We start from the raw sequence: 14,898 nt of genomic DNA, 5'->3' as shown, positions 1-14,898 counted from the left end.
GTCTTCAGAATGATTTTTAGCACTCTTGAAAAAAGAGTGCTAATTTTTTGGATTTTTTTCTTGACTTTCCTTTGGATGGGTGTATAATAGAATCATGGTTTAGCACTTAAGTGTTTAGAGTGCTAAATACGAAAGAGAGGTGAGGTCATGGTTACAGAGCGTCAAAATGAGATTCTAAATCTTGTCGTCGATATCTTTACCAAGACCCACGAACCAGTTGGTTCAAAAGCACTGCAAGATGTCATTCAATCCAGTAGTGCTACTATCCGAAACGACATGGCTGCCCTCGAAAAACAAGGCTTACTAGAAAAGGCCCACACTTCGAGTGGCCGAATGCCTAGCCGGGCTGGTTTTCAATATTTTGTTCAGAACTCGCTTGATCTAGAGTTGATTGATGAACAAGATGTCTACCAGGTGGTGAAAGCCTTTGATTTCGAAGCCTTTAAGTTAGACGATATCTTGGATGCTACGGCTAAGTTATTGGCCCAGATGACGGGCTACACCGCAGTCATTCAGGATGTTGAGCCGACGCGGCAGCGCTTGACTGGTTTTGAGATTGTTCCCTTATCCAACCACGATGCTTTAGCGGTTCTGACCTTGGATGAATCAAAGCCTGTCACTGTACAATTTGCTATTCCAAAGAATTTCTTAACCAGTGACTTGGAAATCTTCCATCAGCTGGTTCAAGAACGCTTCATTGGAAATACGGTCTTGGATATCCACTACCGCTTGCGGACGGAGATTCCACAGATTGTACAGCGCTATTTCAAGACGACAGACAATGTCTTGGATCTATTCGATTACGTCTTCTCGCAACTGTTTCAAGAACTGGTCTTTGTAGAAGGAAAGGTTTCATCTTTGAGTTATGCCGATCTTCAGACCTATCAGTTTTTAGATAATCCCCAACACGTAGCCTTGGAGTTACGAGGGGGAATGCCAGAAGACCAAATGACCCAGATCCTGGTTGCAGAATCTCAAGAGAAGGCTTTGAAAAATGTGACGGTGATTAGTCACAAGTTCCTAGTGCCTTATCGTGGGATGGCCCTCATGCATGTGATCGGTCCCGTAGAGATGGATTACAGGCGTGTGATTAGCCTGGTCAATGTCATCGGCCGAGTGCTGGTCATGAAGTTAACGGATTACTACCGTTACCTCAACAGCAACCATTATGAAGTAAATTAAGACCAAATGAAAGGGGTGTATGCCTTGACAGAAGATATCAAAAAAGAAGGCGTGAAAGAAGAGGATGTTGCCGAGACAACTGAAGAAGTTGTTAAGGAAAGCAATCAACCTTCTGAGTTAGAAGAAGCACAAGCGCGTGCTGAGGAATTTGAAAATAAATACCTTCGTGCTCATGCAGAGATGCAAAATATTCAGCGCCGTGCCAATGAAGAACGTCAACAATTACAAAAATACCGTAGCCAAGATTTGGCAAAAGCGATCTTACCATCACTTGACAACCTCGAACGTGCCCTTGCCGTCGAAGGGTTGACAGATGATGTGAAGAAGGGCTTGGAAATGGTCCAAGAAAGTTTGGTACATGCCTTAAAAGAAGAAGGTATCGAAGAAATTCCAGCAGATGGAGCCTTTGACCATAACTACCACATGGCCATCCAAACCTTACCTGCAGATGACGAGCATCCAGCAGACACCATCGCACAAGTCTTCCAAAAAGGCTACAAACTCCATGACCGCATCCTACGCCCAGCCATGGTAGTAGTGTTCAACTAGGCGAGAAAACTTAAAAACCTTGTCCGAAACGACACTAAACTATGAAAGAAAGATAAACAATGGTTCAGCTTCACCAATAGTAAGAAGCGAAGCGAACCAAAGGAGATACTCTTCGCCGTGGCGCTATCTTCGCAAACTTTGAGACCTTAGGCTCAAAGTTTAGTCAAAGAGATTGACGAAGTCAAGCTCTGACGGCGTCGCCACTTAAGAAGAGTATCAAAAAGAAAAAAGAAGAAAAAATCAACAAGGAGAAAAACACATGTCTAAAATTATCGGTATTGACTTAGGTACAACAAACTCAGCAGTGGCAGTTCTTGAAGGAACTGAATCAAAAATCATCGCAAACCCAGAAGGAAACCGCACGACTCCATCTGTAGTTTCATTCAAAAATGGTGAAATCATCGTTGGTGACGCTGCAAAACGTCAAGCAGTCACAAATCCAGATACAGTCATCTCTATCAAATCTAAGATGGGTACTTCTGAAAAAGTTTCTGCTAACGGTAAAGAATACACACCACAAGAAATCTCAGCTATGATTCTTCAATACTTGAAAGGTTACGCTGAAGATTACCTTGGTGAAAAAGTAACCAAAGCTGTTATCACAGTTCCTGCTTACTTCAATGACGCACAACGTCAAGCAACTAAAGACGCTGGTAAAATCGCTGGTCTTGAAGTAGAACGTATCGTCAACGAACCAACAGCAGCAGCCCTTGCTTATGGTTTGGATAAGACTGATAAAGAAGAAAAAATCTTGGTATTCGACCTTGGTGGTGGTACATTCGACGTATCTATCCTTGAATTGGGTGATGGTGTCTTTGATGTATTGGCAACTGCAGGGGATAATAAACTCGGTGGTGACGACTTTGACCAAAAAATCATCGACTACATGGTTGAAGAATTCAAGAAAGAAAATGGTATCGACTTGTCAACAGACAAGATGGCTCTTCAACGTTTGAAAGACGCAGCTGAAAAAGCGAAGAAAGACCTTTCTGGTGTCACTTCAACTCAAATCAGCTTGCCATTCATCACTGCAGGAGCTGCTGGACCTCTTCACTTGGAAATGACCTTGACTCGTGCCAAATTCGACGATTTGACTCGTGAACTCGTAGATCGTACAAAAACTCCAGTTCGTCAAGCCCTTTCAGATGCTGGCTTGAGTTTGTCAGAAATTGATGAAGTCATCCTTGTTGGTGGTTCAACTCGTATCCCAGCTGTTGTAGAAGCTGTTAAGGCTGAAACTGGTAAAGAACCAAACAAATCAGTGAACCCTGATGAAGTGGTTGCTATGGGTGCTGCTATCCAAGGTGGTGTCATCACAGGTGATGTGAAAGACGTTGTCCTTCTTGACGTAACACCATTGTCACTTGGTATTGAAACAATGGGTGGAGTATTTACAAAACTCATCGACCGCAACACTACGATTCCAACATCTAAATCACAAGTCTTCTCAACTGCAGCAGATAACCAACCAGCCGTTGATATCCATGTTCTTCAAGGTGAACGCCCAATGGCAGCAGATAACAAGACTCTTGGACGTTTCCAATTGACTGATATCCCAGCTGCACCTCGTGGTATCCCACAAATCGAAGTAACATTCGACATCGATAAGAACGGTATCGTATCTGTTAAAGCGAAAGACCTTGGAACTCAAAAAGAACAAACAATCGTTATCCAATCAAACTCAGGTTTGACAGATGAAGAAATTGAAAAAATGATGAAAGATGCGGAAGCTAACGCTGAAGCAGATAAGAAACGTAAAGAAGAAGTTGACCTTCGTAACGAAGTAGACCAAGCCATCTTTGCGACTGAAAAGACAATCAAGGAAACTGAAGGCAAAGGCTTTGATGCTGAACGCGATGTTGCTCAAGCAGGATTGGATGATCTTAAGAAAGCTCAAGAATCAGGTAACCTTGAAGAAATGAAGGCTAAATTGGAAGCTCTTAACGAAAAAGCTCAAGCATTGGCTGTGAAACTCTACGAACAAGCTGCAGCAGCGCAACAAGCTCAAGCAGGAGCTGAAGGCGCACAAACAACAGGAAACGCAGGCGGCGATGACGTCGTAGACGGAGAGTTTACTGAAAAGTAAGATGACATTAGATTTTACAAATAGAAACCATGTTGATCTATATAATCAACTTTGCAAAGAAGCAAGACAAGATCCAGAAAGTACCAAGAGTCAAATAAGGGAATATTTCACAATTGATCGTGTAGATGAATTAGAATTATACAAGGAAAAAATTCATGTAGCTAGGTTACGCTCGGAACAAATGGATTCATCATTAAATAATATTTTGTCTTCCGTTTTCACACCGACGGTTGCAGCAACATTAACACTTGCTATTTCAATTCCATTTAAACTATCAGAAAAAGATCCTAGAGTTATTAATTTACCTCTGTATATATCGAGTGCTATTGTAATCTTGTATTTGCTCCGATTGGTATGGATTCGTCGTTTAAGTTCAAAATCTGAAAAGGAATGGACAAACATGAATAGAGTTCTATACTTTTTAGAAAATTATAAACCGTAATAAAATAAAGAAATCCAGAGGTTGCAACCCAGCCTCTGTTTTTCGGTAAAATAGAGGATGCTGCGTATGAAAAAAGTACTTTGTATCATTTATCCTAATTTTTCTCTTTACGAGATAACTGCTTTAACGAGTACTTTAGCTCTGTCTTTTGATAGTACGATTGATTATGCCGCTTCAGATCATTCGATGGTGGTTTCTGAGGATGGCTTGCCCTGTCAACCGACGAAAACACTAGATCAAATCCGTATAGGAGAGTATTCTTGCGTGATTTTGCCAGGAATGGTCAACATAGGACCTGCCCTACAGGATGAAAAATTGATTTCGTTTTTGAGAGATCTTGGTGAGCGAGATATCTTAATTGCAGCCATTTCTTCAGCCCCCCTTTTATTGGCCAAAGCAGGTCTGTTGAAGGACACGAAATTTACAGGTGGCATTTGGCAAAACTTCTTTGACTATTTTGAATTTCTTCCACGTGAAAATTTCCAACCGAAAGTCCTTGTGCAAGATAAACAAATCATTACGGCTATAGGATTTGCCCATCAAGAGTTTGCAAGGAGACTGATTCTTAGTCTAGGGCTGGCAGAAAATACGGACAACTATTTTAAAGAACAGAACGAGTACGCTGAAGAGGATTTGTTATTTACTCTATCAGACCAAGAGTTTGATCAAGTGAAGCAGAGTATAGAAAACAACCTCTAAAGATGTGCATGAAAATTATAGAAAGGAACAAAAAGTGTTCTCAACTGAACACGGGCTACGGACGGTGCCAAAAAGATAGTTTTTTCTAGGACGCAAGCGTCCGTCGTCAAAACTTCTATTTTGGCTGTGTCCGTTTGACGCCCTTTGTATCTTGAATTATGAACAATACTGAATTTTATGACCGTTTGGGCGTTTCTAAAAATGCATCTCAAGACGAGATCAAGAAAGCCTATCGGAAATTATCTAAAAAATATCACCCAGATATCAACAAGGAGCCTGGTGCTGAGGAAAAGTACAAGGAAGTTCAAGAAGCTTATGAGACTTTGAGTGATGAGCAAAAACGGGCTGCATATGACCAATATGGTGCTGCGGGGGCTAATGGTGGCTTCGGTGGCGGAGCAGGTGGATTTGGTGGCTTTGATGGTGCTGGATTTGGTGGCTTTGAAGACATCTTCTCTAGCTTCTTTGGAGGCGGTGCAAGTCGTAATCCAAATGCGCCTCGTCAAGGGGATGACCTCCAATACCGAGTTAATCTCAAGTTTGAAGAAGCGATTTTTGGTGCTGAAAAAGAAGTTAAGTACCATCGTGAAGCAAGCTGTCATACCTGTCACGGTTCAGGAGCTAAGCCAGGGACTAGTCCGGTAACCTGTGGACGCTGTCATGGTTCCGGGGTTATCAATGTAGATACGCAAACCCCTCTTGGAATGATGCGCCGTCAAGTGACCTGTGATGTCTGTCATGGCCGTGGTCAAGAAATCAAAGATCCATGTACGACTTGTCGTGGAACAGGTCATGAAAAACAAGCCCATAGCGTGAACGTCAAGATTCCTGCAGGAGTTGAAACAGGTCAACAAATCCGCTTAGCGGGTCAAGGAGAAGCAGGCTTTAATGGTGGACCTTATGGTGACTTGTATGTCGTTGTCAGTGTAGAGCCGAGCGATCGCTTCGAACGAGATGGCTCAACCATCTACTACAAGTTAGACTTGAACTTTGTCCAAGCAGCTCTTGGAGATACGGTCCATGTGCCAACTGTTCACGGAGATGTCGATTTGGTGATTCCTGAAGGAACCCAAACCGGTAAAAAATTCCGTCTTCGCGGAAAAGGTGCTCCAAGCTTACGTGGTGGTGCCATGGGAGATCAATATGTGTCTGTCAATGTTGTCACCCCAACTGGTTTAAATGACAAGCAAAAAGAAGCCCTTCAAGCCTTTGCGGAAGCAAGTGATTTGAAGGTCAACCCAAAGAAAAAAGGCTTCTTTGATAAGGTCAAAGATGCTTTAGATGACTTATAAGAATAAACGAGTTTCCTTTTGACTAAGGAGCTCGTTTTGTTTTGGACGGTCTTCAAGAACCTTCTTTTTTGCTTGCAAAACTGTACCCGGACAGTTTTCTTTTTTCACTCTTGTATCCCCTTTTATATCCTGCTAAAATAAAACCATGACACGATACAAAGCAACTATTTCTTATGATGGAACGCTATTTGCAGGTTTCCAACGCCAACCGCATGCCCGCAGTGTACAAGAAGAAATCGAGAAGACCTTGACGCGTCTCAATCAAGGAAGCTCTGTCACCGTTCATGGAGCGGGTCGAACCGATTCAGGTGTCCATGCTCTTGGGCAGGTGATTCATTTTGATCTCCCCCAAGAGCGGGATGAGGAGAAGCTCCGCTTTGCTCTGGATACCCAGACCCCAGAGGATATTGATTTCATTCGGGTGGAGCAAGTAGCAGATGACTTTCACTCACGCTACCAGAAGCACAGCAAAACCTATGAATTCATCGTGGATTATGGTCGTCCTAAGAACCCCATGATGCGCCACTATGCCACCCACTATCCCTACCCCTTGGATGTGGAAAAGATGCAAGTAGCCATCCAAAAGTTGGAGGGAACCCATGATTTCACCGGTTTCACCGCTTCAGGAACCAGTGTGGAAGACAAGGTTCGTACGATTACAGAGGCTCGCTTGGTCGAGGATAGGGCAAATCATCGCCTGCTCTTTACCTTTTCGGGCAATGGCTTTCTCTACAAGCAAATCCGCAATATGGTGGGAACTTTGTTGAAGATTGGAAATGATCGGATGCCGATCGAGCAGATCGATCTGATTTTGGAAAAGAAGGACCGCAATCTAGCAGGTCCAACAGCAGCGCCAAATGGCTTATATTTAAAGGAGATACGTTATGAGTAATGAATTGATTCTCGCAATTTCAGGAAATGATATTTTTAGTGGGGGAGGTCTTCACGCAGACCTGGCAACCTATACGACCAACAAACAGCATGGCTTTGTAGCAGTGACTTGTTTGACAGCTATGACTGAGCACGGTTTTGAAGTGATTCCGGTGGATCCGACGACCTTTGCTCAACAGCTCAACTCCCTAAAAGATGTCCCTTTTTCTGCTATTAAACTCGGTCTTTTGCCAAATGTTGAAGTGGCAGACTTAGCCTTGGACTATGTCAAAGCTCATGCAGATATCCCAGTAGTGCTCGATCCTGTCTTGGTCTGCAAGGAAAGCCATGATGTGGAAGTGTCAGCCCTTCGAGATGAATTGATCAAGTTCTTCCCTTATGTGACCATCATTACACCAAATTTACCAGAGGCTGAGATCTTGACCCAAAGCAAGATTCAATCGCTCGATGATATGAAGGAGGCTGCTCGTAAGCTCCATGAATTGGGAGCAGCGAATGTCGTGGTCAAAGGGGGCAATCGTCTCAATAAAGAAAAGGCCATCGATGTCTTTTATGACGGACAAGATTTTACAATCTTTGAAGAGCCAGTCCTAGAAAAGAACAATACAGGGGCTGGTTGTACCTTTGCGTCTAGCATTTCCAGCCAGTTGGTAAAAGGGAAATCACCGCTTGAAGCTGTTAAAGCCTCTAAAGACTTTGTCTTCCAAGCGATTCAACATTCAGACCAGTATGGAGTAGTACAATATGACATCTAATCGAACTCAACTCATTGCCCGCCTTTCCATTTTGACAGCCTTGACAGTTGTACTTGGCTACTATACCAAACTCCCAACTCCCACAGGGATTGTCACCCTGTTAGATCTTGGAGTGTATTTTACAGCCTTTTATTTTGGACGCAAGGAAGGTGCGATTGTAGGTGGTGTCGGAGCCTTCCTACTCGATCTGATTTCAGGCTATCCTCAGTGGATGTTCTTTAGCCTCCTCTTTCACGGGGGCCAAGGCTATTTCGCTGGCTTCAAGGGAAAAGCCCGTTACCTAGGCTTGCTTCTTGCGACAGTCGTCATGGTAGGCGGTTACGCACTAGCTTCTGCCCTCCTTTTAGGCAATGGATGGGGAGCTGCTATCTCGGACATTCCAAATAACCTTGCTCAGAATTTTGTCGGAATGGCTTTAGGCTATGTGGTCTATTATGCCTTCCAAAAGAAAGGAAACTAATTCATGGATTTGGAGCAACTGAAGAAGGATACAAAAGAAATCCTGGTAGATGTTTTGGCAAAAAGCCGTCTCCATCAGGGACAGATTCTAGTTCTCGGGATGTCTTCAAGTGAAGTTGCAGGAGGGCAAATTGGAAAGGCCTCGAACATCGACATTGCTGAAGCTATTGTCCAGACCTTATTAGATGAGTTGAATCCAAGAGGGATTTATCTAGCGGTACAAGGATGTGAGCACCTCAATCGCGCCTTGGTGGTCGAGCGGGAATTAGCAGACAAGAAGGAGCTAGAAATCGTCAATGTCCTTCCTAGTCTCCATGCAGGGGGAGCTGGACAACTCGCTGCTTTTAAGTATTTCAAGGATCCTGTCGAAGTGGAATTTATCACAGCCCAAGCGGGCTTAGACATCGGAGATACCTCAGTGGGGATGCACGTCAAGCACGTACAAGTTCCGATTCGCCCTGTTATACGTGAACTAGGGGAAGCCCATGTCACAGCCCTCGCTAGTCGGCCAAAATTGATCGGTGGTGCCCGTGCTCTCTACCTAGATGATCCTATCCGAAAATCATAAATAGAACTAGCTTTTAAGGGCTAGTTTTTTTGGATGAAAAGAGAGGCAAAAACGTTTTAAAACTTGCAATTTCAAAGTTTTGTGGTAAAATTATAAGGAATGACTATATTATTTTAAGGAGAGACAGAATGTCTGTATCATTTGAAAACAAAGAAACTAACCACGGTGTATTGACTTTCACCATCAGTCAAGAGCAAATCAAACCTGCTTTGGACCGTGTGTTTGAGTCTGTTAAGAAAACCTTGAACGTACCTGGATTCCGTAAAGGTCATATTCCACGTCCAATCTTCAACCAACGTTTTGGTGAAGAAGCTCTTTACCAAGATGCTTTGAACGATCTTCTTCCAGCAGCATACGAAGCAGCTGTTAAAGAAGCTGGAATCGAAGTTGTAGCACAACCAACTTTCGATGTTGTATCTATGGAAAAAGGTCAAGACTGGACATTGACAGCAGCTGTTGTAACAAAACCTGAAGTAAAATTGGGTGCTTACAAAGACCTTGAAGTATCAGTAGAAGTTTCTAAAGAAGTAACAGACGCTGATGTGGATGCTCGTATCGAACGCGAACGCAACAATTTGGCTGAATTGGTTGTTAAAGAAGGTGCTGCAGCAGAAGGCGACACAGTTGTAATCGACTTCGTAGGTTCTATCGATGGTGTTGAATTCGACGGTGGTAAAGGTGACAACTTCTCACTTGGACTTGGTTCAGGTCAATTCATCCCAGGTTTCGAAGACCAATTGGTTGGACACTCTGCTGGTGAAACAGTTGACGTGATCGTAACATTCCCAGAAGACTACCAAGCAGCTGACCTTGCAGGTAAAGAAGCGAAATTCGTGACAACTATCCACGAAGTGAAAGCAAAAGAAGTACCAGCTCTTGACGATGAATTGGCAAAAGACATCGATGAAGAAGTTGAAACTCTTGCTGAATTGAAAGAAAAATACCGCAAAGAATTGGCAGAAGCAAAAGAAGAAGCATACAACGATGCAGTAGAAGCAGCAGCGATCGATCTTGCCGTTGAAAATGCTGAAATCGTTGAACTTCCAGAAGAAATGATCCACGAAGAAGTACACCGTTCAATCAACGAATTCCTTGGAAATATGCAACGTCAAGGGATCTCACCTGAAATGTACTTCCAAATTACTGGAACAACTCAAGATGATCTTCACAAACAATATGAAGCAGAAGCTGAAAGCCGCACGAAGACAAACCTCGTAGTTGAAGCAGTAGCCAAAGCAGAAGGTTTTGAAGCAACTGAAGAAGAAATTAATGCTGAAATCGAACAATTGGCAGCAGATTACAACATGCCAGTTGAACAAGTTCGCAACCTTCTTTCACCAGAAATGTTGAAACATGACATCACAGTGAAGAAAGCCGTGAACGTAATCACAAGCACAGCAAAAGTAAAATAATTGAGATTAAAAAGGCTGGACAACAACTGTTCAGCCTTTGATGTTGGATAGAAATAACTGTATGACGCAGTGGTTGATTGGCATCTTTGTTCGCCTTTAAGCTCCAAAGATGACCTAATCAACTGTGCGGGGGTGGGAAAACGAACTCTTTTTAACTAGTCGGAGTTCTTTCCCACTCCCTTTTCTGATTTCATGGAGAATCCTGGAATTTTCCTTTGACGAAAGGGGAAATTTATCGTACAATAGAGTGTAACGATAAAATGCGTGATAGATTTAGTGACGAGAAGTTTTCAATCTATCATCGAGGATAGGATGAGGTTTAAGACCGGATCCTTCTCCATTTAGGAAATGAAACATAAGGAGATTTACCCTTGGAATTAGAAGTATTTGCTGGACAAGAAAAAAGTGAACTTTCTATGATTGAAGTGGCGCGTGCGATTTTGGAATTACGCGGACGTGACCATGAAATGTACTTTAGCGATCTTGTAAATGAAATTCAAAATTACCTTGAAAAATCAAACAGCGAGATCCGTGAAGCTCTTCCATTGTTCTACACAGAATTGAATGTCGATGGAAGCTTTATCCCACTTGGAGATAACAAATGGGGTCTTCGTTCATGGTATGCCATCGATGAAGTTGACGAGGAAATCATCGCTCTTGAAGAAACAGACGAAGATGAAACTCCTAAGAAACGCAAGAAAAAACGTGTCAATGCCTTCATGGATGGAGACGAAGATGCGATCGACTACAACGACGACGATCCAGAAGACGAAGAAGTTTACGAAGCAGATCCAGCTCTTTCATATGATGAAGAGAATCCAGATGATGAAAAGAGTGAAGTCGAAGCTTACGATGCTGAAATCAATGAAATCGTACCAGATGATTTGGGTGAAGAAGTTGAATTGAGCGAAGAAGACGACGAAGAAGAGGATTCTGAAGACGAGGAAGAAGAATAAATCATATGAAACAAGGAAATTGTTCCTTGTTTTTTTATTGAAGACGAAGTTTTCCCAGAAACTTTCCTTAGGTGAGTACGGACGTCAGCGAACTTCTATGAAGTTCCATGACTAATTATTGAGCCTTAAGTCTCAATAATTCCGAGTGCCTGAAGCTATGAAGTTTCAGGCACTTTTCTCACGGCGAAAAGTTTCAGAATATCCTTTGATTTTTCAAAAGTAGAGGATGGTTTGCAAGTAATTTATTGACTTATATGTCAATAAAAATAGTTTATCTATCTTCTGAAAAAAAACCAATTGTTCCTTGTTTCTTTTTGTTTGCATTGAAAAAAGTGACGAAATGGAGTATAATAAACGTGTAAGGATTCCCAAATAGGAGGTATTCAGATGGACTTTCATTTAGATCAAAGTTTAGTAGCTCTTGGTATTGATACGGTTGTGGTCGGAATTGCTAGAAATGTGGATTCCCAAGCAGTCTTGCCCCCTTCTTTTCTTGAAAAGAAGAAAGCAGTTGAACAATGGGCGCTCCAGTGTCAGACAGAAGAAGTAGCGGCATCCCCTGTCGTCAAAGGCTATACAGACCTCTTGCAAAAAGTAGGGCGTAGCATCAAGAAAAATCCGCCAACAGTCCTAGCTCTTATCCGAAACATCCAGCATCGAGGAGCTCTTCCTCAGATCAATAGCATCATCGATATCTATAATGTCGAATCTCTGAAGTCTTTTCTCGCGATCGGAGGACATGATCTGGATAAGATTGAAGGTCCGATTGAATTTACAGTGAGTCAAAGAGAAGATCTCTTTCTCCCGATCCTTTCTAGCGAAAAGCATGTAGCACCGACAGATCCCGTCTATAGAGATCAAAAAGGAGTTCTGGCTTGGTTGGATGTACGCGATAGTGACCATTACAAATTTGAGGAGACTACGCAAAACGCCCTCTTTGTCATCCAAGGAAATACCGAGACGTCAGTCGAGATGCGTTTAGAAGCACTGGAGCGAATCCATAAGGACCTTGCTCTTTGCATGCCTCAGCTTCAATTTGAGAAATTTCTCGTCACACAAAATGGAGTGGAAAAGGTCGTGTAAACAGCGAAAGTCATTTTCATGAAATTTTCAATTTGACAAAGTAGACCATTTGCGGTAAGATATTGTTCGGGCACCTCATTTTGATGTCGGAGCTCCCTAGCGATTAGGGGGCTATTTTTGTTTTTTCTGCAAAGGGGAATGGCCTCTACAACATTAGAAGAAGAGGAAAGCACATGTCAACAAAATATATTTTTGTCACGGGTGGTGTCGTATCATCCATCGGAAAAGGGATTGTCGCAGCAAGTCTTGGTCGCTTGCTTAAAAATCGTGGATTGAAAGTGACGATCCAAAAATTTGACCCTTATATCAATATCGACCCAGGGACGATGAGTCCTTACCAACACGGGGAAGTATTTGTCACAGACGATGGTGCAGAGACAGACTTGGACCTTGGTCACTATGAACGCTTCATTGATATCAATCTGAATAAGTACTCAAATGTGACGACAGGAAAAATCTACAGTGAGGTCCTTCGTAAGGAACGTCGTGGAGAATACTTGGGAGCAACTGTACAGGTCATTCCTCATATCACAGATGCCTTGAAAGAGAAAATCAAACGAGCAGCAACGACGACGGATTCAGATGTCATCATCACAGAAGTCGGGGGAACCGTTGGAGACATTGAGTCCCTTCCATTCCTTGAAGCTCTTCGTCAAATGAAGGCAGATGTTGGGGCTGAAAATGTTATGTACATCCACACCACCCTTCTTCCTTACTTGAAGGCTGCGGGAGAAATGAAAACCAAGCCGACCCAACACTCTGTGAAAGAATTGCGTGGTCTTGGGATTCAACCAAATATGTTGGTCATCCGTACAGAAAAACCAGCTGGTCAAGGAATTAAGAACAAGTTGGCTCAATTCTGTGATGTCGCACCAGAAGCTGTCATTGAGTCACTTGATGTGGAACATTTGTACCAAATCCCATTGAACTTGCAAGCACAAAATATGGACCAAATCGTTTGTGACCATTTGAAATTGAATGTTCCTGCAGCAGATATGACAGAATGGTCTGCGATGGTCGATAAGGTCATGAACCTCAAGAAGCAAGTCAAGATTTCCTTAGTTGGAAAATACGTGGAATTACAAGATGCCTACATTTCTGTCGTTGAGGCATTGAAGCACTCAGGTTATGCCAATGATGCTGAAGTCAAGATTAATTGGGTCAATGCCAATGATGTGACAGCCGAAAATGTGGCAGAACTCCTTGGAGATGCTGATGGAATCATCGTCCCAGGTGGTTTTGGTCAACGGGGAACAGAAGGAAAAATTCAAGCCATCAAGTATGCGCGTGAACAGGACGTCCCAATGTTGGGTGTCTGCTTGGGGATGCAGTTAACCTGTATCGAATTTGCCCGTCACGTTTTAGGCTTGGAAGGGGCTAATTCATCCGAATTGGATCCAGAAACCAAGTATCCGATTATCGATATCATGCGAGACCAGATCGATGTGGAAGATATGGGAGGAACGCTCCGTCTCGGTCTTTACCCTTCTAAACTCAAACGAGGATCAAAAGCAGCTGCAGCCTATGACAATCAAGAAGTGGTACAACGTCGCCACCGTCACCGTTATGAGTTTAACAATGCTTTCCGTGAACAGTTCGAAGAAGCAGGTTTTGTCTTCTCAGGCGTTTCACCAGACAACCGTTTGGTCGAAATCGTTGAAATCCCAGAAAACAAATTCTTTGTCGCTTGCCAATACCACCCAGAATTGTCAAGCCGTCCAAACCGCCCAGAAGGACTTTACACAGCCTTTATCACAGCAGCAGTTGAAAATCACGATAGCAAATAAAAATCAAGGGATCAGGTCGAGAAACCTGATCCCTTTTTGTGAAAAAATGACAAACCCTGAAAAAAGTTTGAAAAAAATCTTGACAAAAAAGTTGTTGATTGATATACTAGTAAAGTACTCAATCGCGGGGATGGCGGAATTGGCAGACGCGCAGGACTAAGGATCCTGTGACCGCTTTAGGTCGTGAGGGTTCAAGTCCCTCTCTCCGCATCGGATGAAGATAGCTTCGGCTGTCTTTTTTTGTTTCTCGAAACCTTTGTGGTAGAATAGATGTGAGATGAGGTGAGAATATGAAGAAGTATCTTGTTTTGGTCGATGGCCTCTTTGCACTATTGGGAAGTGCCATTAATTTTTTCGGTCCTATTATGATTTTAGCTATGGCGATAGGCGCATACAAGGATACTTTTAGATATTTTATCGCCTTAAACATATGGAATGTCCTCGTTTTTCTAGCAGCGATTGCTTCTAAGTATTTGCTCAGAAAAGAGAAAAGGATTAAAAAGTGGATTCCCAATCTTTTCTTGATGGCAGGCTTTATTCTACTTGTTGCGATATTTCTTGCTGTACCTGACACCTTTCCTTTTCTTTTTAGATTGGTAAACGGGCTTCTTGGAAAAATGTTCACCGACAGTCAATTATTTGCTGCTTATTTCTATTCTCAATGGGTTGTAGCAGTACTCCTTGTGATTTGCGGGATTGCCTTTCTCCTTTCACTAAAAAATTTTAAAGAAGAGAAT

At 42.7% G+C, this 14,898-nt stretch carries 15 protein-coding genes and 1 tRNA gene; all 16 read left to right on the top strand.

Annotation, left to right across the window (positions count from 1 at the left end):
- Window positions 1-147 precede the first annotated feature (147 nt).
- Entirely contained in the window at window positions 148-1,182 is a 1,035-nt protein-coding gene (hrcA, locus tag O3626_RS06835) for a heat-inducible transcriptional repressor HrcA (RefSeq protein ID WP_045759110.1), read from the top strand.
- A gap of 24 nt (window positions 1,183-1,206) precedes the next feature.
- Complete coding sequence (gene grpE, locus O3626_RS06830; RefSeq protein WP_371496099.1) at window positions 1,207-1,731, top strand: nucleotide exchange factor GrpE; 525 nt, start codon at window positions 1,207-1,209, stop codon at window positions 1,729-1,731.
- Window positions 1,732-1,990: 259 nt separating this feature from the next.
- Window positions 1,991-3,817: a molecular chaperone DnaK gene (gene dnaK / locus O3626_RS06825; protein WP_371496036.1), complete on the top strand. Its 1,827-nt coding sequence runs from the start codon at window positions 1,991-1,993 to the stop codon at window positions 3,815-3,817.
- Window position 3,818: 1 nt separating this feature from the next.
- A complete protein-coding gene (locus O3626_RS06820) occupies window positions 3,819-4,259 on the top strand; it encodes a hypothetical protein (RefSeq protein WP_371496034.1) in 441 nt (146 codons plus the stop codon).
- Between the two features lie 66 nt (window positions 4,260-4,325).
- Window positions 4,326-4,958 (top strand): DJ-1/PfpI family protein, encoded by a 633-nt coding sequence (locus O3626_RS06815; RefSeq protein WP_371496032.1) that lies wholly within the window; start codon window positions 4,326-4,328, stop codon window positions 4,956-4,958.
- 158 nt (window positions 4,959-5,116) lie between these two features.
- The gene (gene dnaJ / locus O3626_RS06810; RefSeq protein WP_371496030.1) at window positions 5,117-6,250 is read left to right on the top strand and encodes a molecular chaperone DnaJ; all 1,134 of its coding nucleotides are present in this window, start codon (window positions 5,117-5,119) and stop codon (window positions 6,248-6,250) included.
- Window positions 6,251-6,395: 145 nt separating this feature from the next.
- Window positions 6,396-7,142 carry a tRNA pseudouridine(38-40) synthase TruA gene (gene truA, locus O3626_RS06805; RefSeq protein WP_371496028.1) on the top strand — a complete coding sequence of 249 codons (747 nt, stop codon included), beginning with the start codon at window positions 6,396-6,398 and terminating at the stop codon, window positions 7,140-7,142.
- Window positions 7,135-7,896 (top strand): bifunctional hydroxymethylpyrimidine kinase/phosphomethylpyrimidine kinase, encoded by a 762-nt coding sequence (locus O3626_RS06800; protein WP_049472741.1) that lies wholly within the window; start codon window positions 7,135-7,137, stop codon window positions 7,894-7,896. Before truA ends, O3626_RS06800 begins: the two co-directional genes overlap by 8 nt.
- On the top strand, window positions 7,886-8,356 hold the full coding sequence (locus tag O3626_RS06795; RefSeq protein WP_049491359.1) for an ECF transporter S component: 471 nt from the start codon (window positions 7,886-7,888) through the stop codon (window positions 8,354-8,356). The genes O3626_RS06800 and O3626_RS06795 overlap by 11 nt, the downstream gene beginning before the upstream one ends.
- A gap of 3 nt (window positions 8,357-8,359) precedes the next feature.
- Window positions 8,360-8,923, top strand: a complete 564-nt coding sequence (locus O3626_RS06790; RefSeq protein WP_371496024.1) for a TIGR01440 family protein — start codon at window positions 8,360-8,362, stop codon at window positions 8,921-8,923.
- Window positions 8,924-9,051: 128 nt separating this feature from the next.
- A complete protein-coding gene (gene tig, locus O3626_RS06785) occupies window positions 9,052-10,335 on the top strand; it encodes a trigger factor (protein ID WP_021154454.1) in 1,284 nt (427 codons plus the stop codon).
- A 371-nt stretch (window positions 10,336-10,706) separates the two neighbouring features.
- Entirely contained in the window at window positions 10,707-11,291 is a 585-nt protein-coding gene (rpoE, locus tag O3626_RS06780) for a DNA-directed RNA polymerase subunit delta (protein ID WP_003010182.1), read from the top strand.
- A 387-nt stretch (window positions 11,292-11,678) separates the two neighbouring features.
- On the top strand, window positions 11,679-12,374 hold the full coding sequence (locus O3626_RS06775; RefSeq protein WP_371496021.1) for a B3/4 domain-containing protein: 696 nt from the start codon (window positions 11,679-11,681) through the stop codon (window positions 12,372-12,374).
- Between the two features lie 173 nt (window positions 12,375-12,547).
- A complete protein-coding gene (locus O3626_RS06770) occupies window positions 12,548-14,161 on the top strand; it encodes a CTP synthase (RefSeq protein WP_227197919.1) in 1,614 nt (537 codons plus the stop codon).
- Window positions 14,162-14,285: 124 nt separating this feature from the next.
- Window positions 14,286-14,371: transfer RNA gene (locus O3626_RS06765), tRNA-Leu, on the top strand.
- 80 nt (window positions 14,372-14,451) lie between these two features.
- On the top strand, window positions 14,452-14,898 hold a 447-nt coding region (locus tag O3626_RS06760; protein ID WP_371496019.1), incomplete at its 3' end, for a hypothetical protein.

This window comes from Streptococcus sp. 20925_1_77 (assembly GCF_041432125.1).
Lineage (GTDB): Bacteria > Bacillota > Bacilli > Lactobacillales > Streptococcaceae > Streptococcus.
Note: the sequence above shows the minus strand (reverse complement) of the source record. Positions and strands in the feature narration are given on the sequence as shown.

Bases quoted from the DNA above. Each gene is read 5' to 3' on its own strand.
- hrcA (WP_045759110.1), top strand. From the start codon at position 148: ATGGTTACAGAGCGTCAAAATGAGATTCTAAATCTTGTCGTCGATATC.
- dnaK (WP_371496036.1), top strand. From the start codon at position 1,991: ATGTCTAAAATTATCGGTATTGACTTAGGTACAACAAACTCAGCAGTG.
- O3626_RS06820 (WP_371496034.1), top strand. From the start codon at position 3,819: ATGACATTAGATTTTACAAATAGAAACCATGTTGATCTATATAATCAA.
- O3626_RS06815 (WP_371496032.1), top strand. From the start codon at position 4,326: ATGAAAAAAGTACTTTGTATCATTTATCCTAATTTTTCTCTTTACGAG.
- dnaJ (WP_371496030.1), top strand. From the start codon at position 5,117: ATGAACAATACTGAATTTTATGACCGTTTGGGCGTTTCTAAAAATGCA.
- truA (WP_371496028.1), top strand. From the start codon at position 6,396: ATGACACGATACAAAGCAACTATTTCTTATGATGGAACGCTATTTGCA.
- O3626_RS06800 (WP_049472741.1), top strand. From the start codon at position 7,135: ATGAGTAATGAATTGATTCTCGCAATTTCAGGAAATGATATTTTTAGT.
- O3626_RS06795 (WP_049491359.1), top strand. From the start codon at position 7,886: ATGACATCTAATCGAACTCAACTCATTGCCCGCCTTTCCATTTTGACA.
- O3626_RS06790 (WP_371496024.1), top strand. From the start codon at position 8,360: ATGGATTTGGAGCAACTGAAGAAGGATACAAAAGAAATCCTGGTAGAT.
- tig (WP_021154454.1), top strand. From the start codon at position 9,052: ATGTCTGTATCATTTGAAAACAAAGAAACTAACCACGGTGTATTGACT.
- O3626_RS06775 (WP_371496021.1), top strand. From the start codon at position 11,679: ATGGACTTTCATTTAGATCAAAGTTTAGTAGCTCTTGGTATTGATACG.
- O3626_RS06770 (WP_227197919.1), top strand. From the start codon at position 12,548: ATGTCAACAAAATATATTTTTGTCACGGGTGGTGTCGTATCATCCATC.